Origin of the sequence: Corallococcus macrosporus DSM 14697 (genome assembly GCF_002305895.1) — a bacterium.
Lineage (GTDB): Bacteria > Myxococcota > Myxococcia > Myxococcales > Myxococcaceae > Myxococcus > Myxococcus macrosporus.
Window position 1 is genome coordinate 458611 of the sequence record NZ_CP022203.1, and the last position, 18639, is coordinate 477249.

17 protein-coding genes are annotated in these 18639 nt (G+C 70.0%); 6 read left to right on the forward strand and 11 right to left on the reverse strand.

The annotated features are described in order from the left end of the window. Window positions 1-2: 2 nt before the first annotated feature. From MYMAC_RS01955 to MYMAC_RS01980, 6 genes are all read right to left on the reverse strand, one after another. Window positions 3-1259 carry a prepilin-type N-terminal cleavage/methylation domain-containing protein gene (locus MYMAC_RS01955; RefSeq protein WP_239989275.1) on the reverse strand — a complete coding sequence of 419 codons (1257 nt, stop codon included), beginning with the start codon at window positions 1257-1259 and terminating at the stop codon, window positions 3-5. After that, a complete protein-coding gene (locus tag MYMAC_RS01960; RefSeq protein WP_095956825.1) occupies window positions 1256-1789 on the reverse strand; it encodes a type IV pilus modification PilV family protein in 534 nt (177 codons plus the stop codon). Before MYMAC_RS01960 ends, MYMAC_RS01955 begins: the two co-directional genes overlap by 4 nt. After that, window positions 1786-6039, reverse strand: a complete 4254-nt coding sequence (locus MYMAC_RS01965) for a DUF4114 domain-containing protein (protein ID WP_095956826.1) — start codon at window positions 6037-6039, stop codon at window positions 1786-1788. The genes MYMAC_RS01960 and MYMAC_RS01965 overlap by 4 nt, the downstream gene beginning before the upstream one ends. Then, window positions 6039-6509 (reverse strand): c-type cytochrome, encoded by a 471-nt coding sequence (locus tag MYMAC_RS01970; protein ID WP_095956827.1) that lies wholly within the window; start codon window positions 6507-6509, stop codon window positions 6039-6041. The genes MYMAC_RS01965 and MYMAC_RS01970 overlap by 1 nt, the downstream gene beginning before the upstream one ends. Window positions 6510-6523: 14 nt before the next feature. Beyond that, window positions 6524-7258 carry a hypothetical protein gene (locus MYMAC_RS01975; protein ID WP_239989276.1) on the reverse strand — a complete coding sequence of 245 codons (735 nt, stop codon included), beginning with the start codon at window positions 7256-7258 and terminating at the stop codon, window positions 6524-6526. A 200-nt stretch (window positions 7259-7458) separates the two neighbouring features. Further along, the gene (locus tag MYMAC_RS01980) at window positions 7459-8247 is read right to left on the reverse strand and encodes a Mut7-C RNAse domain-containing protein (protein WP_095956829.1); all 789 of its coding nucleotides are present in this window, start codon (window positions 8245-8247) and stop codon (window positions 7459-7461) included. Window positions 8248-8483: 236 nt separating this feature from the next. Here MYMAC_RS01980 and MYMAC_RS01985 point away from each other — a divergent pair, with 236 nt between their 5' ends. Further along, entirely contained in the window at window positions 8484-9860 is a 1377-nt protein-coding gene (locus tag MYMAC_RS01985; protein WP_095956830.1) for an endonuclease/exonuclease/phosphatase family protein, read from the forward strand. Between the two features lie 9 nt (window positions 9861-9869). Here the strand turns inward: MYMAC_RS01985 and MYMAC_RS01990 are convergent, their stop codons facing one another. Further along, a complete protein-coding gene (locus tag MYMAC_RS01990; protein ID WP_082207063.1) occupies window positions 9870-10217 on the reverse strand; it encodes a hypothetical protein in 348 nt (115 codons plus the stop codon). Window positions 10218-10358: 141 nt separating this feature from the next. Here MYMAC_RS01990 and lspA (MYMAC_RS01995) point away from each other — a divergent pair, with 141 nt between their 5' ends. From lspA (MYMAC_RS01995) to MYMAC_RS02015, 5 genes are all read left to right on the forward strand, one after another. Then, window positions 10359-10955: a signal peptidase II gene (gene lspA, locus MYMAC_RS01995; RefSeq protein ID WP_095956831.1), complete on the forward strand. Its 597-nt coding sequence runs from the start codon at window positions 10359-10361 to the stop codon at window positions 10953-10955. A 33-nt stretch (window positions 10956-10988) separates the two neighbouring features. Next, window positions 10989-11597 carry a signal peptidase II gene (lspA, locus tag MYMAC_RS02000; RefSeq protein WP_013936450.1) on the forward strand — a complete coding sequence of 203 codons (609 nt, stop codon included), beginning with the start codon at window positions 10989-10991 and terminating at the stop codon, window positions 11595-11597. 69 nt (window positions 11598-11666) lie between these two features. Continuing rightward, a complete protein-coding gene (locus MYMAC_RS02005) occupies window positions 11667-12968 on the forward strand; it encodes a prolipoprotein diacylglyceryl transferase (protein ID WP_095956832.1) in 1302 nt (433 codons plus the stop codon). 41 nt (window positions 12969-13009) lie between these two features. Further along, window positions 13010-14065 (forward strand): MXAN_5187 C-terminal domain-containing protein, encoded by a 1056-nt coding sequence (locus MYMAC_RS02010; protein WP_095956833.1) that lies wholly within the window; start codon window positions 13010-13012, stop codon window positions 14063-14065. Window positions 14066-14293: 228 nt separating this feature from the next. Then, window positions 14294-14680: a hypothetical protein gene (locus MYMAC_RS02015; RefSeq protein ID WP_043709537.1), complete on the forward strand. Its 387-nt coding sequence runs from the start codon at window positions 14294-14296 to the stop codon at window positions 14678-14680. Window positions 14681-14686: 6 nt separating this feature from the next. Here MYMAC_RS02015 and MYMAC_RS02020 read toward each other — a convergent pair whose 3' ends face one another. From MYMAC_RS02020 to MYMAC_RS02035, 4 genes are all read right to left on the reverse strand, one after another. Then, window positions 14687-15409, reverse strand: coding sequence for a LytR/AlgR family response regulator transcription factor (locus MYMAC_RS02020; RefSeq protein WP_095956834.1), 723 nt, complete (start codon window positions 15407-15409; stop codon window positions 14687-14689). Next, on the reverse strand, window positions 15406-16452 hold the full coding sequence (locus MYMAC_RS02025; protein ID WP_095956835.1) for a sensor histidine kinase: 1047 nt from the start codon (window positions 16450-16452) through the stop codon (window positions 15406-15408). Before MYMAC_RS02025 ends, MYMAC_RS02020 begins: the two co-directional genes overlap by 4 nt. Before the next feature lie 41 nt (window positions 16453-16493). Further along, a complete protein-coding gene (locus MYMAC_RS02030; protein ID WP_095956836.1) occupies window positions 16494-17441 on the reverse strand; it encodes an alpha/beta fold hydrolase in 948 nt (315 codons plus the stop codon). Window positions 17442-17731: 290 nt separating this feature from the next. Beyond that, the gene (locus tag MYMAC_RS02035) at window positions 17732-18559 is read right to left on the reverse strand and encodes an SDR family NAD(P)-dependent oxidoreductase (RefSeq protein WP_095961440.1); all 828 of its coding nucleotides are present in this window, start codon (window positions 18557-18559) and stop codon (window positions 17732-17734) included. Window positions 18560-18639: the final 80 nt, after the last annotated feature.

Below are 18639 nucleotides of genomic sequence, written 5' to 3' on the forward strand. Positions count from 1 at the left end.
GCTCATTCTCCCACCAGAGGGGGCTGGAGGCCGCCCGCGGCGAAGTTCCGGAGCATCACCCGGAAGGTGTAGGTGCGCCGCTTGAAGCCATCAATCGGAAAGCCTTCCTTGTCGTAACGCATGGCTTCGTCCGGGTCGAAGGCATCCCGGTCCGGCCTCGGCGTGCGGACGACCAGGGTGACCTCCGCCTCGCGGACGCGCTGCCACAGGCGCAGCCTCAGCTCGGTGTCATCCGCCGGAGCACCCGGCTCAAGCGAGGCGTCCGGGTGCTGGTCAATGGGGCACCTGGCGATGGTGCAGTTATCAATCTCTGGAAGGTTCACGGCCGGGTCCGGGTCCGGGAACCATCGGAAGCCAATCGGAGGCGCGTGGCTCATGACGCCGAAGCGGACCTTGAGGCGCTCGACGTGCCGGCTCAGCACGACCCAGTCCTCGGCGCCGGGCCCCAGGTACTCCAGCGTGGGCGTGCCGCTGGCCCAGTTCACCCGGTAGGCGGCGCTCTGCGCCTGCATGATGCGCCAGGATTCCCGGGCGGGATTCGAGACCCGCCAGAGCGGGTCGCCAGGGGTGCCGCACGGTGGCACGGTCGTGGTCTCGGTGCCGCTGCCGACCTCCGCGATGAGCTGGTTGCTGGCGGCATCCACGCTGGTGACACGCACGTGGCAAGCCATGTTCCGGCTGGGATTCACGGCCAATGCAGGCGTCGACGGCGCGACCGTCGGCGCGAGCCGGGTGGAGGAGTTGGGGACCAGGCAGAACACCTGGGCATCGTTCCTCACGAAGTCTTGAGGCTGGGGTGGGGGCGGCGTGCAGTTGGCCAGCGTCACCATCGCGCGGGTGTCACCCCAGTGCATCTGCAGGACGTCCGACGCGAAATCCGCGAGGTGGGAGGGCGGCGGAGGCGGCAGCGCGAAGTTGGCATCCGCGGGGAACGGCCGCGTCACGTCCACGGCTCTCAGGTCAGGCTCGGTCCACGCCTGGATGGGCGCCTGGACGCGCGTGTCGCTGAACACGATGGGCGCGTTGCCCATCCCAGCCCCGGCGCGTTGCAGGTCCGCGGAGATCAACTCCATGACCACCCGGCCGGTGGTCTGGGCCTGCATCGTCTGCTCCTCGAATTGGGAGCGCCGCTGCATCTGCATGGCGGCGACCAGCCCGGCGCCGAGCACGATGAGCCCGATGGCGCTGGCAATCATCACCTCGAGCAGCGTGAAGCCACGCGTGGCCCGGGTCCGAGTCCACTTGGGTGAAGACGTCACGGCGCCATCCTTGTCTGGAGGACCACGACGTGCCGGTCCGTGCGCTCCGGCTCGCGCCAGCTCACGGTGACGCGCACGTGGGCGACGTTCCCCATGGAGCCGGGCTGCTCGGCGACGAGGTCTCGCGTCATGCTCGCGGGAACGACGGAGCCCGGCTCGATGGTGCCTGGCTGGGTGGGGACGTCCACGTCCACGGCGACCTGGAACTCGCGCGCGACGACTTCATCGTCGTCAGGCGGCTCGTTGCTCAGCGCCCCCGCGGCCGTCTGGAAGAGGGTGTAGTTCACATCTTGTCCCAGCAGGTTGGAGCACGGCGGGTCCACCGCGCACCCCATCAGCGTGATGTTCTCCAGCGCCTGCTCCGCGATGATCTGCGCCTGCGTGGCGGTGAGGCTGCGGCGGTTGGAGTAGCTGGTCTGGCTCACCACCAGCATCGCCGCGCCAATGCCCAGCAGCAGGATGGCCATGGTCGCCAGCACCTCCAGGAGCGTGATGCCCCGCTGGTGCTGGCGCGTCTTCAGAACCCTCACTGCTGAATCCTCCCGTCCGGGCTGACCGAATAGATGAGCAGCTTCGAGCGCGCCGTCCCGCCCGTGGCATCGCCTGAGTTCCAGGTCCCGCTGCCCTTGATCTTGATTTCACCCAGGGCCGTCGGAACGATGAGGTGCCCGTCGTGCACCAGCGGCGCGTTCACCCCGTGTCCACCCAGGGCAGCGCTGGTCATCTCGGGGGCGTCGTTGCCATCCGGCAACTGGTTCGACTCGTAGTACCGGCCGCTCTCGTCCTCGCTCAGGTTGCAGATGTCCGCGGCCGCGCCAACGGCCGTGGTCGCGAAGACCTTGTCGCCCGCCAGCGTCACGCCGCCCCACACCGCCTGGCCCGGGTCCAGCTGCTGCACCCACAGCGGCTCCAGCAGCTCGCAGTCCTCCCGGCCAGAGGGGTCCGCGTCCTCGAAGGCCAGCAGGTGGAAGCGGTAGGTGTCCTTGTTCGGAGGGCCGTCGGAGAACTCGTCCGGGTTGTCGCCCGTGCCGAAGAAGATGCGAACCACGGGCGTGCCGGTGTTGCGGACGACGTTCACCCCCAGGTTGGAGTGGATCTGCTGGTAGATGGAGTCCTGGTCCTGCGCCGCGTCCGGGTGCTCGTCCAACGTGACGGGCGCGCTGGCAATCTTGCAGGTCTTCACCTTGCGCCCCAGCGGCGCGCCCGTGTCCACCTGGTCCAGGTTGACGCGGTAGACGTTGCCCGCCGTGGTGGGCACGTACATGACGTCGTAGTTGCCGTCCCGGTCGAGGTCCACCAGGGCCGTCTCGGCGCCGATGCCGGAGCCCTGGTCCAGGGTGATGATGCCCGCCCGGGCACCTTCGGGCCCCCCGCCGTAGTTGAGCGGCTGGCCCGTCTTCATGTCGATGAGGTAGAGCGCGCCGGCGCGGTCCGTCGACGCAGGCGTGAAGTCGGTGCCCACGATGGCGGTCCACCGCCCGTCCGTCTCGGTGCCCCACTTCAGCCGGCCCATCGACGGCGCGTGGCTCGAGCCGGCGTTGTCCGGGAAGACCACGGAGGGGTCCGCCACCTTCGCCACGGAGAAGGCGTGCTCAATGCTCGAGTCGCGCAGGTTGAACTCCCAGAGCGGCAGCGGGTACCAGGGGTCCTCGGGGTTGGTGACGTCGAGCGCGACGACGGCGGGGCTGTTCTTGCCAGAGGCGCTGACCAGGACCGTCTTGGCGCCCTCGGTCTTGGACGCGGAGGTCGAGGGCGTCCACGCGGGCCGTCCCGGGATTCCGAAGTCCACGTTGGCGATGATGGGCGAGGCATCCATCGACGGCCGGGCCAGGTTGCCCGAGCCGTTGAAGCGCACGTAGGTGTTGCGGTAGCGGTCCAGCAGCATGCGGGGCATGTACGTGAACTGCTCCGTCCCCGAGCCGTAGTCGCGGGGGGTGACCTCGCCGCTCGGGGCGCAGCTCCCGGTGGGCTCGAAGAAGCCACGGACCTGCGGACCGGGTGCGCACTCGTCATGGGTGGAGTTGCGGAAGGCGCCCGCCGTGAAGGCGTGCAGGTGACCGCTCATGGTGCCCACGAAGGCCACGGTGGGCCGCGAGGAGAGCGGCTCCATGAAGTTGCGGCGGTACAGGTCCCGCTCGCCCGACTGCGCGTTCTGGGCCCAGCCGTCGAGGTACGGCGGCACGCTGATGGCGACGGTGGACATGTTGATGCCGCCCAGCGCCCAGGGCCGGCGGTGGCCGCCACTGTGGCGGTGCTCCCAGCCGTAGAGCCACTCCCGCAGGAAGTTGCGGTCGTTGGAGTTGCCTGTCTCCCGCTTGTCGGGAGCGGCGCCGGTGGGCGTGCCGCACTTGCCGTTGTTGTTCAGGTCGTACAGGTACCGCCCGCTCTGCTCCAGGTCGCAGAGCGAGTCGGGGAAGAGGCGGCTGGTGGCGTTGTTGCCCGCCATCTCGTCGGAGATGGTGCTGCGGTTGCCCGCCGCGTTCATCGTGTAGAGCTTGCGGTCCAGCGGGTCGTGCTCGTTGCCGTGGGTGCCGAAGGTGAGCGCCATCACGCGGCCGGCGTCCCAGCGGAACTGGTTCGTGGTGGCGTCCGGCCGCTCCGGGTCATAGAGCGAGTGGAGGTAGAGCCGCCCTCGGACGGTGAAGTCCTTGTTGCCGTCGTAGGCGCGGGTGCTGGCCGCGGGCATGCCGTTGCCCGGCCAGGTGCCAGTCCGGCCCCAGGCGCTGCCCGGCGTCTCGTTCACGCCCCAGACGATGACGTTGCCCACCGCGGACGGCGACGCGCGCGAGTAGCTGCCCGCGCGGACCGCCTGATAGCCCACCTCGACGTCGTCGATGATGGGGCGGCACAGCTCGCTCGGGCTGGTGATGTCCACCTTCCAGCAGAGCTGCGAGCCCGTGAAGCCCATGGACAGGATGTCCAGCTCCACCTCCTGGGTGGGCGGCGTCGTGTCCGGGAAGTGCACCGGGAACCACGTGGGGTTGTTCGGATTGGGAACGCACTGCATCTCGCCGTCTTCATCGGGCTCGCAGATGCGGCAGTCCACCGCCAGCGAATAGGTGATGGTGGGCTCGGGGCCGTCCGTCGGCGTGCAGGCGCCCGGGACGTCCTCTGAGAAGCAGGGCGGTCCCCCGGCGCAGGTGCGCGGCTGGGGCGCGAAGTCGTCCTGCCGCTTGAAGCGCACCTTGGTGATGACGAAGTCGTTGGCGATGGTGGGCGAGATGTCTCCAGACACGGTGGCCGAGCGCGTGCTTCCGCCGTTCTGCTTGTTGACGACGAACACCACGTCGTTGAAGTCGCGGTCGCCACCGCCGGGAATGTCCTCGAAGCCCAGAATCCAGCGGAAGGGGTCCGTGGAGGGGGCACCCACGATGACGTGCGGCATGGGGTTGCGCGGGCCCCCGGGCCGGGGAATCGTCACCTTCTCCATGGGCATCACGAGGTTGCCGTAGAGCTCGTCGTTGGCCAGGCGGTACAGCGTGGTGCCCCACTCGTTGATCGGTCCGTCCAGCCAGCCGCAGAGGTACTCGTTGGTGTCCGCGACCCGGCAGGCCTGGCCCGGGGTGCTGGCGGGATTGTCCCGGTTGCAGCCTTCCAGGTACTGACACCCGATGTTGCGCTCGGCGGTAATCGTGCCGCCCTCGGGGTTCTGGTCCAGGTTCCACGCCGACTTGGAGAAGAAGACGTTGATGGACGTCTGCAGGTGCAGCGCGCACCGGCCATCCGGGTCCTGCTTCAGGCACGGGTAGACATAGCCTTCACGCGGGCCGTGGTTGCTTTCGTAGTAGGCGACGATGAAGAAGATGACCTCCTTGCCGCCTTCGATCATCCCCATGTCCACGGTCCGGTCATAGGCCGTGACGCCTGGGTCCGGGTTCGTGCCGCGTCGCAGGCCCCGCGGGTCATATGCGGACACGTCGTAGTCCGGGATGCCTTCGGACCAGTCACCGACATCTCTTACGGGCGCCAGATTCCGGTGGGTGTCACGGCCGGTGTCATCGTCGGCGAGCAGGAACACCATCCGCCCCAGCCCCATGTTGCCGTTCAGGTCCGAGGGCGGCTCCAGCAGGTTGGGAAGGTGGGGGAAGAGGCCTCGGTCCGAGAAGGTCTCGTCATTGATAGTGCCGCCGGCGAAGACACCCACCTGGTCGGTCCAGTTCCACTCGCCACCCAGTCCCGGTCGGGCATCCGCCAGCCTGGTGTTCCCCACGAAGGTGTTGCCACAACCACCATTCATCGCCAGCTCTGGCTGGTTGTAGGTCTCACCTCCCGATGTGAAGCTGCGCGTGCAGCGCCGGCTCTGGCCGATGTACGGGCGGGCCTTCGAACCGGACCGAGGGGCGAGGTTGAACAGGTCCTCGTGCAGATCCAGGATGCCGTTCTCGTTTTCGTCGACCAGGTCGCCGTGCTCGTCGACGTACCCCCGCTCCCTCAGGTCATCCATGTAGAGGTAGCCGAGCGCGTGCGAGGCGCCGGCGGACTCGTACACGTAGCTGATGGTGACGTTCTGGTCGAAGGGGAACTCGATGAACTCCGAGTTCAGCGCCGTGCGGTTCGTGTTGAGCTGGAGCCGGGCCGGGTTGTCCTCCGTGATGAGCATGCTCGACTCCTGGATCTCCAGGGTCTCATCGGAGAACTCCGGCTGCTTGTTCTGGTCGAGCTGGTCCTCGCAGAGCTGCGCGGGGGTTTCCTGCGGCGGCGGCGGCGGCGTCTCCTGGGCATGAGCCAGCGGTGCGGCCAGGAGGGCGAACGCGGCGAGCGTCTGGGTCAGGGTGCGCATCACTTCTTCCCCTTGGAGCGGCGAGACGGGTCATTCGCCTTGCGCTGCTTCTGCGCCTGGCGGGCGGCGAGGTCCTGCTTGAGCTGTTGCCGCAGCAGCGCCTCGCGGGTGGGGGCCGGCGCGTGGATGCTGTGCGCCAGGTAGTTGAGGACCAGCTCCCGGTCATCCGCGGGCAGCAGCCGCGTGTCGCAGCTCGTCTTGGGCTTGACCTGGCTGGGCCTGGCGATCCACGCGCTGAGCTGTTCGGGCGTGCGCTTGGGAATCAGCGGGCCCAGGTCGGTGCCGCGGCCGCGCCGCTCGGTGGGAATGGGCCGCGCCGCCTTGGCGCCGCGCTTGCCCTTGTCCTTCCCCTGCGGCGTGACGGTGTGGCAGCCGGCGCAGGCCTTGTCGAAGGCGAGCTTGCCCGCATCCGCGGCACCGGCGGCGAGCCCTGGCAGCAGCAGGAGCGACAACAGGAGGAGCTGTTTCATGGGGAGGGCTCGGCTCAAGGGGCGGGCGGGACGGGCACGACGTCGGTGAAGACCGTGGGGATGGTGGCCCCGCCGCCCGAGTTGTGGGTGTTGTCGGAGCCACCACCACTCATGTGGGGTCCGGGGCTGGTGACGGCGGGGGCGTTCTCGTTGGTGATGAGCGCCTGGACAACGGCGCGCGTGGGGCGGCTGCCATCGGGGCCCACGACCTCGCCAATGGCGATGAGCCAGACCTGCTTGTTCACATCAATGGTGCCGGAAGGGTTCGCGTCCTCGTCGTCCCGGACGAACACGCGGTAGCGCACGTTCTCCTGCAGGGGGAAGGCGGCATACGCCTCGCCGCTGGGGCTCTGCCGCTCCGCGGGCGCCAGCTCCGCCTCGTCGATGGCCAGTGAGTTCCAGCCTCCCTCCGCCACGGGCCCGGGAAGGACCTCGAAGTAGGGCCGGGCGCCACCGTTCAGGCCGGGCTCATTGACCTGCAAGCCCGCGGTCGCCATGGCTTCCAGCGCGAACTGGTAGGTCTCATTGCCGCCCAGCCGGATGCGCATGGCCTCGCGGCCTTCCGCGAGCCCCGCCTGCGCGGCGAAGAGCGCCTCCTTGTAGCGGCGGCTGTCGCCCTGGACGTCCGCCTCGCGGCTCACGACGCCGTAGCTGACGAGCACCGCGAGGGTGACCATCGTGACGACGCCCATGGCGAGCAGCAGCGTGAAGCCACCTTGCCGCCGTCGGGTTGTAGGACGTTGCACCATGTCGCGGGGCTCCCTGGGTCTTCGGCCCTTGAGGGCGATACCAGTGTTGGGCACAAGGCAAATGTCGTGCCTGGCCGGCGGCACTGTAACTGTCCGGAACTCGTGGGCAACGTTTGGGTCGCACTTCGGGGCTGAGTCGCCGGGGACCTCGCAAGAGTTGCGGAGTTGCAATTACTTGCGGGGTTTCCGTTAGAGCCCGGTCACTTCCCGGGTTCCGACCTTCTGGGCGAACCGGGCGCGTCTTCAAGCTCGCGCAGCCGGTCCACCAGGGCCTGCATTCGCTGGTGGTGCGTGCCGGCCCAGTAGACGCGGTGACAGCCCGGGCACTGCTGGAAGCGTGAGTGCCGCTCCGCCACGCGTTCGGGGATGCGGCCGGCCACCTCGGACAGCTCGGCGGCGGTCAGCGCGGCGTTGCAGGCGACGCAGCGGGAGAAGGGGCGCATGCGCGAGGTCAGCCCGTAGCGGCGCACCACCTCCACCAACTGCTCCGCCGGGTCCGTGGACCGGGGGAAGTAGCCGCGCAGCACCTCGCCGCGCTTGAGGACGCCGAGGTCTCGCGAGAGGAGCACCCGGTCCTCGTCATGGGAGATGCGCGCGAGCACGTCGTCCTCGAAGTCGTTGCGCCACAGGGTGTCGAAGCCCAGCATCCGCAGGAAGCCCACGAGCCGTCCCAGCCCCACGTCCAGGATGAAGCGGGGCATCTCCTGGAGCGGCGGGCCCACGCGGACGCCGGGCGCCTCGTCCATGCCGGCGGGATAGACCTCCACGCGCGCGCCCGGCGCCACCCGGTGGGTGAAGGCCACGGCCTCGCCATCCACCCGCACCACGTCCACTTCCGGATGGGGCGGGCCCAGGGACTCGATGAGGTCCTTCACCGACGGCCGCCCTTGCAGTGGATGGGAGAACGTCTGGTGGCGGTGCGCGGGCGACAGGAAGTCGTTCAGCGCGCCGTGGAAGCGCAGCGTCACCACGGCCTTGGGCTGTTCCATGGTCCACTCTCCGGCCCGCGTTGTCGCATCCCTCCGCACTTCACGCGGAGGTTTCCGCGACCGCCGTGCCGGGGCCGCCAGACTGTCAGTGTCGCCTGGTCGGGACTGCGTGGATAAAAACCTTCAGCCATGCCATAAGTCACGGGACCGTCACATCGAGACTCCCTATACTGTCGCCGCCGTCCGCACCTGGGTGTCGCGGGCGATTTCCCCCCTCGACTCCTGAGTCCGACAGCATGAAGAAGACGCTCACCTCCCTCCTGTGTGCGGCGGTTTCGCTCACCCTCCTTTCCCTGGCGTGTGGCGAAGGCAACCCTCCCCAGGTCCCGCAGCCGCTCGAGGACGGAGGCGTGCTCTGGACGGAGTGCTCTCCCGAGGGCGCCGCGGAGGACTGCTCCCAGGGGGAGTCCTGCCGCTTCATCGCGTCGTATGACCGTTACCTGTGCGTCAGGGCTTGTGATCCGCAAGCCGCGTGCGAGCACCCGGACGCGGTCTGCTGCCCCTCCGCCGACACCGATGGCGAGGGCGGCTCCTGCGTGCCGAACGGCGGCTGCGCGCCGGCGGACGCGGGCACCGATGACGCGGGCACGGACGGCGGCTCGACGGAGGAGACGGACGGGGGGGACCCGGAGGATGGTGGCTCGACTCCCGATGACGGCGGCACCATCGAAGAGGACGCGGGCACCGAGCCGGACGCGGGCACCGAGCCGGACGCGGGCACCGAGCCGGACGCGGGCACCGAGCCGGACGCCGGTACGGACGCTGGAACGGACGGCGGCAGCGAAACCGACACGGACGCTGGCACGGACGCGGGTTCGGACGCGGGCCACACCAACATCCGGGTGATGGCGTCCAACCTCAGCAGCGGCAACTACCAGTCCTACGACCCGGGGCACGGCATCCGCCTCATCAAGGGCGTGGACCCGGACATCGTGCTGATGCAGGAGTTCAACTACGGGAACGACTCCGCGACGGACATCCGCTCGCTGGTGGACCAGATTGCCCCGGGCTTCCACTACTCGCGGGAGACGGGCGCGCAGATTCCCAACGGCGTCATCAGCCGCTGGCCCATCATCGAGTCCGGCCAGTGGCCCGACCCGCGCGTGTCCAACCGGGACTTCGCCTGGGCGCGCATCGACATCCCCGGGCCGCGCGACCTCTGGGCGGTGAGCGTGCACCTGCTCACCTCCAGCGCCGGCAACCGCAACGGGGAGGCGCAGGCCATCGTCAACGAGGTCCGCTCACAGATTCCCGATGACGACTACCTCATCATCGGCGGCGACCTGAACACGGACAACTTCAACGAGTCCTGCTTCGCCACCTTCCGCCAGGTCGTGACGACGGCGGGCCCGCACCCGGCGGACCACAACGGCAACACGGGCACCAACCGCAACCGCAACAAGCCCTACGACCAGATTCTGGTGGACCAGGACCTGCGCCAGTACCAGCAGGCCGTCGTCATCGGCTCCAACACCTTCCCCAACGGGCTGGTGCTCGACAGCCGCGTCTACCGGCCGCTGTCGGAGATTGCCCCGGTGCAGTCCGGCGACAGCAGCGCCTCCAACATGCAGCACATGGGCGTGGTGAAGGACTTCCTCGTCCCCAACTTCTGAGCCGTCACTTCAGAAGCTCCACTTGTGCTTGTTCCGCTCGATGAAGCGCGCCACGGGGGGAATCCGGGCGATGAGCGGCGTGAGCACGAACACCGCGGCCAGGCGCAGCGGCTTCACCACCTGTGAGGCCGCGTAGGCCGCCGCCCAGCTCCCCGCCTTCTCGCCCGTGCTGCTGGGCTGGAAGCCGAACTCGATGGCCGCGTAGAAGCCGACGATGACCAGGCCGAAGATGACGTAGTTCACCACCAGCGCCAGCGGCCCGTATTCGAGCATCAGGTTCTTGAAGCGGGCCATCAGCGAGGGCTTCGCCGGCCTGGTCTCGGCGGGTGGGGGCGTGTCGGAGACTGAAGGATTCACGTCGGGCTCAACAGGCGGCATGGCGACACCATGCCCCAAACCGGCGCTGGCCGGGTACAGGAGCGAGCCGGCGGGAAGGGGGTGGCTGGGCGCTCTTCGTTGTCAGGGCGCCTCGGCGCGGGATAGAGGAGGGCACGCGACATGAAAGTCTCCCTCCGATTCCTCCTCCTCGTGATTGTCGCGGTGCTCGCCGCCGACCAGGTGACCAAGTACCTGGCTGTCTCCCGGCTGACGGATGCCCTGGACGGGCGGGAGGGCCTGTCGCGGGTGGCGGGCTTCATCACCGAGCAGAACCTGGACAACCGCCCGCCGCCCGAGGACGGGACGTTCCGGGTCCTGCGGCCCTATCGCTTCATCGAGGACTACTGGCACTTCCGCTACGTGGAGAACCCCGGCGCGGCCTGGGGCATCTTCGGCGACCTGCCCGAAGGCGCGCGGCGCGCCTTCTTCCTGGTGGTGAGCCTGGTCGCCATGGGCTTCATCGTCGCGATGTACCGGCGCACGCCCGTGGAGCAGCGGCTGTCCCGGGTGTCCCTGGCGCTGGTGGCGGGTGGGGCGCTGGGCAACTTCGTGGACCGGCTGCTGCGCGGCTACGTCATCGACTTCATCGACTGGCATTGGCGCAACCAGCCCGGCATGCGCTGGCCGACCTTCAACGTGGCGGACGTGGCCATCAGCGTCGGGGTGGTCCTCATGCTGCTGGACTCGCTGCGGACGCCGAAGGGCCCCAAGCCGTGACGGCCGGGCGGCGGCTGGTGTAAGTCCCGGCCCGTGCCGCGCAAATACATCATCCTCCTCGCCGTCACCCTTGGCGTCATCGTGCTCGACCAGTGGACGAAGTATCTCGTCGTCCGCGAGCTGACCACGCAGATGGATGGCAAGGAGACCCTGGGCGAGCGCCTGGGCGCGATGTACTCCGAGCCACCTCCCCAGGGCTTCAACGGGTTGCACTACCAGCCCAAGCGGCACATCGAGGTCGCGGAGTCGTTCTTCCGCCTCCGCTACCTGGAGAACCCGGGCGCCGCGTGGGGCATGTTCCGCGGCCTGCCACCGGAGGCGCGGGGGCCGCTCTTTCACGTGGCCATCATTGGCGCGGTCATCCTCATCACCTTCAACTTCCGGAAGCTGTCCGGCACGGACCCGGAGGAGACGTGGGCGCTGTGGGGCCTGCCGCTGGTGCTGGGCGGCGCGCTGGGCAACTACATCGACCGCATCGCCCGGGCCTTCGTCATCGACTTCCTCGAGGCCCACTGGTTCGACAAGGCGACCTTCCCGTCCTTCAACGTCGCCGACGTGGCCATCTGCATTGGCGTGGGCATGCTCATCGTCGACTCCTTCGTTCGCAAGGAGAAGCCGGCCCAGGCCCCCACCCAGGCGTAGCGAAGCGGGCGGCCGGGCGGCGCGCACGCGAGTCGTCCCGCCCGCGCAACGAGGGTAGCCTTCGTCGCCATGCTCCCTGTCCTCGTCCACCTCACCTTCACGTCGCTCTGGGCGCAGCTCCTGCTGTACGTCATCGCCGCGGGCACGGTGGGCTACGTCACCTTCAACGGCTGGCGCACCGCCGAGGGCGCGCTGGACGCCAGCACCGGCGCGCGCGCGCCTGCCTCCACCGGGGACCGGCTGCTCCGCGCGGCGGGGTATGGCCTGGTTGGCGCGGCACTGGCCTGGTTCGGCTTGCAGTACGCGCTGCCACCCGGGGCCTTTCCGGGCGCCAGGGGCGAAGGCATCCCCGTGCACACCTATGGCCTGCTCCTGGCCCTGGGGTTCAGCACCGCGGTGGCGGTGGCGGGCCGGCTGGCCCAGGACGAATGGCGCCGGCTGGAGCTGAAGGACGGGGCGTGGGTGGACGTGGAGGGGCCGCGCAAGCGCGAGCAGCTCATGGACATGACCGTCTGGATTCTGCTCGGTGGCATCGGCGGGAGCCGGCTGCTCTTCGTGCTGGTGAACTGGCGGGACTACGCCCGTGACTGGACGCAGGTGTTCTCGCTGGGCGGCGGGCTCGTCTTCTACGGCGGCCTGATGGGCGCGTCCGTGGCCGCGTTCGTGTTCGCGCGGATGAACGGCCTGGACTTCTGGCGGCTCGCCGACGTGTGCATCCCCACGGTGTCGCTGGGCCAGTGCCTGGGCCGCCTGGGTTGCTTCAGCGCGGGGTGTTGCTGGGGAGACGTGGCGCCCGCGCACGCCGCCACCGCGGTGCACTTCCCCGGCGGCGGGGTGGCGCGGGACCTCCTGGGCCAGCCGGGCGCCACGTCCAGCCTGGCGTATTCGTCCCAGCTCCAGGACACGCGGTATGTCGTGGAGGCCACCGGTGAAATCTTCCACCAGGCCGTGCCTGACGCGGTGCGCATCTCCGACTGGGTGGCGCAGCAGGGCCACACCCTGGGGGTGTACCCCACCCAGCTCTTCGAGTCCGTCGGGCAGTTGGCGCTCTTCGTGGGGCTGCTGTACGCCCGGCGCTTCCGCCGGTTCCACGGCCACGTCCTGGCGCTCTGGTTGATGGCCTACGCGGTGCTGCGGAGCTCGGTGGAGCTGTTCCGGGGCGACGTGGAGCGCGGCACCCTGCACGGCCTGCTCCAGTCGCTGGGGGCGGGGGAGCTGGCGGCGGCGGTGCCGCTGGAGGCGTGGTACAATGTCTCCACCAGCCAGTTCATCTCCCTGTGCATGTTCACCTTTGGCGCGGTGCTGCTCGCCCAGAAGGGCCGCCGGGAGGGCGAGGCGGCGAGTCTGGGGCCCACCCCCTCGGCTGCGTGAGGTTGAATCGCGCGGGCCTCTTGGGGACACTCTGAGGAGTCATGCCGCCCCCCGACGCCCGACAGTCCGCCTCCAAGAGCTTCGCGCCGAAGAGCTCCGCCGGCAGGTCCACGCCCGCCGACCCCGGCTCCAGCGAGGCCGTCCTCCACGAGTGTGAGGCCCTGGAGGCGGAGGTCGCCGTCCTCCGCAACCTCTACGAGCAGTACTTCCTGGGCAACGAGCGGCAGGCGCCGACGCGTGCCCACGAAGACCTCAAGAAGCGGATGAACAAGCTGAGGGGCGCGTTCATCCGCAGCACCTCCGCGAAGTTCCGCGTCGCGAGCCTGTACAACAAGTACCTCACGTACGAACGGCTGTGGCTGCGCACGCTGCAGGAGATTGAAGCGGGCACCTACCGCCGGGACGTCTTCAAGGCCCGTCGCCGCGCGGAGAGCCGGAAGGCCACCACCCCGGGAGCGGGTGGCCAGAAGGGCGTGGTCGAGTTGCCGGAGGACATCTCCGACATGGACTTCGAGGAGGTGGAGGAGCTGGTCCGCCCCCGCCCCATCAACGAGCCGCAGGTGTCCAACAGCTTCCGCGAGGCCCCGGGTGGAACGCCCGCGAAGGGCACGCCCGCGGCGGGAGGCACGCCGCTGCGAGGCACGCCCGCCGTCGCGCCCCTGACGGGCATCCCCTCCGTGGCGCCCGTGGCGGGGACGCCTCCGCGGGGGCAGCCGGCCGTGACGTCCACGGTGGGTGGAACGCCCGCCAGGGGCACCGCCTCGGTGGCGCCGCCGGGCATGGCCGCGAAGGCGCCGGGCAGCATGGCGCCGCCGTCGCGGCCCGCGTCGATGCCACCGCCGTCCGCGGCGTCGCGTCCGCCCGTGGCCAGTGGCTCCGGCGGCATGTCGGACGACAAGCTGCGCGCCGTCTACGACGCCTACGTCACCGCGAAGCGCCGCTGCCAGGAGGACACGTCGAAGCTGTCCTACGACGCGGTGGCCGCCACGCTGCGCAAGCAGGTGCCGGAGCTGCTCAAGCAGCACAACGCGAAGGCGGTGGAGTTCAAGGTCGTCATCAAGGACGGCAAGGCGTCGCTCAAGGCCGTGCCGAAGTAGACGTCACCGCGCGCGGCGCGGGTGGGGGACGTCGTTGGCTGGACGCGGGTGTGTGCGCACGCCCCTCCGCCGCCGACCTGCCCCCCGCGTCGCCAGTGTCGGAAATCGTCGCCTGCTGAAAAAACGACTGCCTCCGCCGCGTGTGCGGGTTGTCGCCCAGGGGGTGCCTCCCTAGCTTGCGTTTCGCGGAAGCGGCCGGTGGGCGGCGCGAGCACTGCGGGAGGCGACGTGGGGATTCGGCGGGTGTGGCTCGGGCTGTCCATGGCGATGGGGCTTTTCCTGGGCACGGGGTGCATGTCGCCCTCGCAGGAGGCCCAGGAGCGCCTGGCGGCGTTGGAGGCCGAAGGCGAGGCGATGGACGAGGTGCTCGACTCCGTCGAGGAGCGGCTCCTGGGGAACCAGGCCATGCTCCAGACGTGGCAGGAGCTCGGCCGTCGCCACAGGGAGGTGACGCAGCTCCACTGCGAGTCGTCCGACCCGCACATGGTCGCGATGATGAAGCACTACAAGAAGCAGGAGGACCGCGCGAGGAAGCTCAGGCGCCGGGGCAGCGGCGTGGCCTCGGTGGACAAGGCGGTCCTCACCTCCGGCAAGTCGGCGCGCGGCAACAACTGACGGCGCTCAGACGCTGAGCCTCTCGCGGAAGCGCTGGGACTGGCGGCGGGACATCTCCACCTCGCGGCCGCCGCGCAGGCGCGCCACCAGGGTGCCGCCCGGCCCGGGCTCCAGGGCCTCGATGAAGTCCAGGTTGATGAGGTGCTGGCGGCTGGCGCGGAAGAAGCGCGCCGGGTCCAGCCGCTCCTCCAGGTAGGTCAGCGAGCGCAGCAGGAGCGGCGCGTGTCCCTCCAGCGACAGCCGCGCGTAGTTGCCCTCGGAGGTGATGAGGGGGACTTGCGCGAGCTGCACCAGCCAGCACCGCTCGCCATCCTTCACGAACACCCGCTCCAGCGGCGCCCCCCGCGTCTGCCCGGGGCCGGCCTGCGGCGCGACGGCGCGGCCGCGCTGACGCACGCGCTCCAGCGCGGTGGCGAGCCGCTCCGGCTCGATGGGCTTGAGCAGGAAGTCGAGCGCGTTCACCTCGAAGGCGCGCACGGCGTGGGCGTCATACGCCGTGGCGAAGACGACGTCCGGAGGCTCCTCCAGTCGCTCGAGCACGTCGAAGCCCGTCCCGCCCGGCATCTGGATGTCGAGCAGCAGCAGGTCCGGCGACAGCGCCTCCACCCGCTGGCATGTCTCGTCCACGTGGGTGGCCTCGCCCACGATTTCCACGTCCGGAAACGCCGCGAGCAGGCGGCGCAGCTCGGCGCGGGCCAGTCGCTCGTCGTCAGCGATGAGGACTCTCATGACAGGGCCAGGGGAATGCGGACGCGCGCGGTGGTCAAGTCCGTCCGCGTGCGGTCCAGGTGGAGCGAGGCGCCAGCGCCGCACAGGAGGCGCAGCCGCTCACTCGCGTTGTGGAGGCCCACGCCGCTGCCCTCCATGGGGCGCGCGGACGGCGTGGCCGTGTTGGAGACCTCCAGCAGCAGCGCGCCTTCCTGGAGCCGCGCGGAGACGGCCACCTCGCCGCCTTCGGGCACCTGCGCCACGCCGTGTTTGATGGCGTTCTCCACCAGCGTCTGCACCAGCATCGCGGGCACGGTCAGGTCGAGGGCGCCCGGCTCCACGTCCTCGCGGACGCGCAGGCGGCTCTCCAGCCGGACGCCCTCCAGCTCCAGGTAGTCACGCACCACCTGGAGCTCCTGGGCCAGCGGGACGGTCTCCCGCTCCCGGGCGGTGAGCGCGTACCGCAGCAACGTGGACAGCCGCGTCACCACCTGCTGGGCCCGGGCCGGGTCCTCGGAGATGAGGGCGCGCACGCTGTTGAGGCAGTTGAAGAGGAAGTGCGGCTGGAGCTGTGACTTGAGGAAGCGCAGCTCCGATGCCCGCGCCGCCGCCTCCAGCTTCCAGCGCTCCATCTCCATGGCCCGGGCGTGCTCCACCGCGTGGACGCCGAAGTAGAGGAGCAGCCACAGCGTCATCATCACCGTCCAGACGAAGCCGCTGACGAGGAAGCCCATCAGCGAGGACTCTCGCGGCGTGAAGAGCCCCAGCACGGTGATGCTCAAGCCGAAGGCGAGGAGGTTCTGGGTCATCCCCAGGCCCACCGCAGTGAGGAGCACGCGCGGGGCCATCCGCGAGACGGGCAGCCGGGCCCACTCCCGCAGGGGCAGCGCGCGGCGCGCTACGTGCGTGACGAGCGCCGCGCACGAGCAGAGCACCCACCAGGACGCCCAGACCGCCGGCCTGGACGTCAGCAACGTCAGCAGGGAGTTGAAGGTGGCGTAGAGGCCCCAGCCTCCGACCTGGCAGGCCACGTAGGCCCAGGCGCGCGCGGACGAGGGCTTCATTCAAGGGCTCCCTGCTTCAAGGCGGCGCGAGTCCACCACACTCACGGACGTGGCTCCACCCGGGCCACGGGCGCGTGGGCGCCGAGGAAGCCGTCCAGCTCACGGAAGAAGCCCTCCGGATCGTCCCACATGATGAAGTGGCGGGCCGTGTCGTGCATCACGACACGCGCGGTGCGCAGCGTCGCGTACTGGCCCTTGTATACGGCCTCGACCGTCTCGCGCGGCATCTGGCCCTTCAGGGCAATCCACGAACCGAGCACCAGGGTGGGCGCGGTGATGCGCGGCAGCTCCGGACGCAGGTCGGTGGTCATCAACTCGTACATCGCCTGGGCCACGGTGTCGGTGTCCGACTGGTTCCCCCAGCGGAAGGCGACGTCCTGCCTGGACGCGTCGGTGATGTAGCGGCGCATCGTCCGCCGCTGCATCTCGTTGCGTTGGGCGACGGACTGGGTCCGCATCTGCGTGCGCATCTGGTCGGCGTAGGGGCGGCTGCTCTCCACCGTGGCGCCGGGGTACATGCCCGCGGGGAGGAAGGGCAGGCTGTCCACCACCACCACGCCGCCGACGCGCTCGGGGACGTCCGCGGCCACCGCGAGCGCCAGCACGCCGCCCAGGCTGTGGCCCACGAGGATGGGCTTCTCCAGGCCCTGCTCACGCAGGTACGCCGCCACCGCGCGGCGCTGCGTTTCGAAGAAGGGCGCGGAGATGGCGGGCTGCCCCGCGAAGCCGGCCAGCGTGAGGACGTGGCTGTCGTACTGACCCCCGAGGTGCGCCACCGTCTCGTTCCACACCTCTCCGGATGACGCGAGGCCAGGGATGAACACCACCGGGCGGCCCTTGCCGGAGCGCTCGACCCGGAAGGGCACTGGCGCGTTGGCCGTGGGGGACTCGGTGACGGTGGTGCCCGAAGGCGCGGCGCCGGACGTGGACGCGCAGCCGGAGAGCAGCGACAGGGCGAGCAGCGACGAAAGGACGCGGCGACGAAGCATGAGTGGCTCCTGGGGCGAAGTGGGGCGTGACGTGGAACGAAGGTACGCCCCGCGAACACGCACGCTCTAAAGACTCCATGAGCGGTCCCGGGTGGGGATGAGCGGCGCCCGAGCAGGGTGACTGGTGCCGCTCCAGAGGCGTCAGGCAGGCTCAGGGCGCCATGTCCGTGCAGCCGCGCTTCAAGTCACTGACGTGGGCGAGCAGCCGGGCGCGTGCTTCGCGGTGTCCCTGGCGCGCAAGCTGCTGGCGGAGCAGCCTCAACGAACGGGGCCCGGCGCGGTGAAGGAACTCAGCGCCGGCGCAGCAGCCACGCGCGGCCGCGACGGTCCATCACCCCGATGGCGCGGACGAAGAGGCTGGGGAACAGGCGCCGCATGCGCCAGCCCCAGCGGGCATCCGCCATGGGCACGCTGTAGAGGCTGCGCGCGTCCACGGCCTTCAAGAGCTTGCGCGCGATGACGTCCGGGCCGATGCGCGCGGTGCCGGTCATCTGGACGGCGAGGGTGCGAAGCGTCTCGTCGGCGTAGCGGCCCGCGTTGCCGATGTTGGTGCGGAAGACGCTGGGGCTCGCGACGGTGACGCCGATGCCGCGGGGCTTCAGCTCGGCGTGGAGCGTCTCGGACAGCGCGACGACGCCCGCCTTGGACACGTTGTAGGCCGCCAGGTCGGGCACGTACATCAGCCCCGCCGCCGAGGCGATGTTGAGGATGTGCCCGGAGCCCTGCCGCCGCATCCGGGGAACGAAGACATGGCAGCCATGGATGACGCCCCACAGGTTGATGTCCAGCACCCGCTTCCATTCCGCCAGTGACAGCGTGCCCACCGGGCCCGCGCTGACGACGCCGGCGTTGTTGACCAGCAGGTCCACGCCGCCCAGCGTGCGCTCCGCGGCGTCGGCCAGCGCTTCGACCTGCACCGGGTCGGTGACGTCACAGACCTGGACGTGGGCCTCGCCTCCCTCGCGGGTGACGCGCAGCGCTGTCTCCTCGGCGGAGGCGGCATGGATGTCCGCGACGAGCACGCGGGCCCGCCGGCGCGCGAGCGCCTCGCAGAGCGCGCGGCCCAGGCCGCTGCCCGCGCCGGTGACGACGGCTCTTGGACGGGGAGGAAGGGGCATGGCGGTCCAGCATGTTCCGTCCACCGCCATGGCCGCCATCACCCCGGCGGCCCGCCGGTGAACGGGCCCGTCGCCGTCAT

Coding starts and splice junctions, on each gene's coding strand:
- MYMAC_RS02005 (WP_095956832.1), top strand. CDS start 11,667: ATGCTCCCTGTCCTCGTCCACCTCACCTTCACGTCGCTCTGGGCGCAG.
- MYMAC_RS02010 (WP_095956833.1), top strand. CDS start 13,010: ATGCCGCCCCCCGACGCCCGACAGTCCGCCTCCAAGAGCTTCGCGCCG.
- MYMAC_RS01970 (WP_095956827.1), bottom strand. CDS start 6,509: ATGAAACAGCTCCTCCTGTTGTCGCTCCTGCTGCTGCCAGGGCTCGCC.
- MYMAC_RS01965 (WP_095956826.1), bottom strand. CDS start 6,039: ATGCGCACCCTGACCCAGACGCTCGCCGCGTTCGCCCTCCTGGCCGCA.
- lspA (WP_095956831.1), top strand. CDS start 10,359: ATGAAAGTCTCCCTCCGATTCCTCCTCCTCGTGATTGTCGCGGTGCTC.
- MYMAC_RS02035 (WP_095961440.1), bottom strand. CDS start 18,559: ATGCCCCTTCCTCCCCGTCCAAGAGCCGTCGTCACCGGCGCGGGCAGC.
- MYMAC_RS02025 (WP_095956835.1), bottom strand. CDS start 16,452: ATGAAGCCCTCGTCCGCGCGCGCCTGGGCCTACGTGGCCTGCCAGGTC.
- MYMAC_RS01980 (WP_095956829.1), bottom strand. CDS start 8,247: ATGGAACAGCCCAAGGCCGTGGTGACGCTGCGCTTCCACGGCGCGCTG.
- MYMAC_RS01985 (WP_095956830.1), top strand. CDS start 8,484: ATGAAGAAGACGCTCACCTCCCTCCTGTGTGCGGCGGTTTCGCTCACC.
- MYMAC_RS02030 (WP_095956836.1), bottom strand. CDS start 17,441: ATGCTTCGTCGCCGCGTCCTTTCGTCGCTGCTCGCCCTGTCGCTGCTC.
- MYMAC_RS02020 (WP_095956834.1), bottom strand. CDS start 15,409: ATGAGAGTCCTCATCGCTGACGACGAGCGACTGGCCCGCGCCGAGCTG.
- MYMAC_RS01975 (WP_239989276.1), bottom strand. CDS start 7,258: ATGGTGCAACGTCCTACAACCCGACGGCGGCAAGGTGGCTTCACGCTG.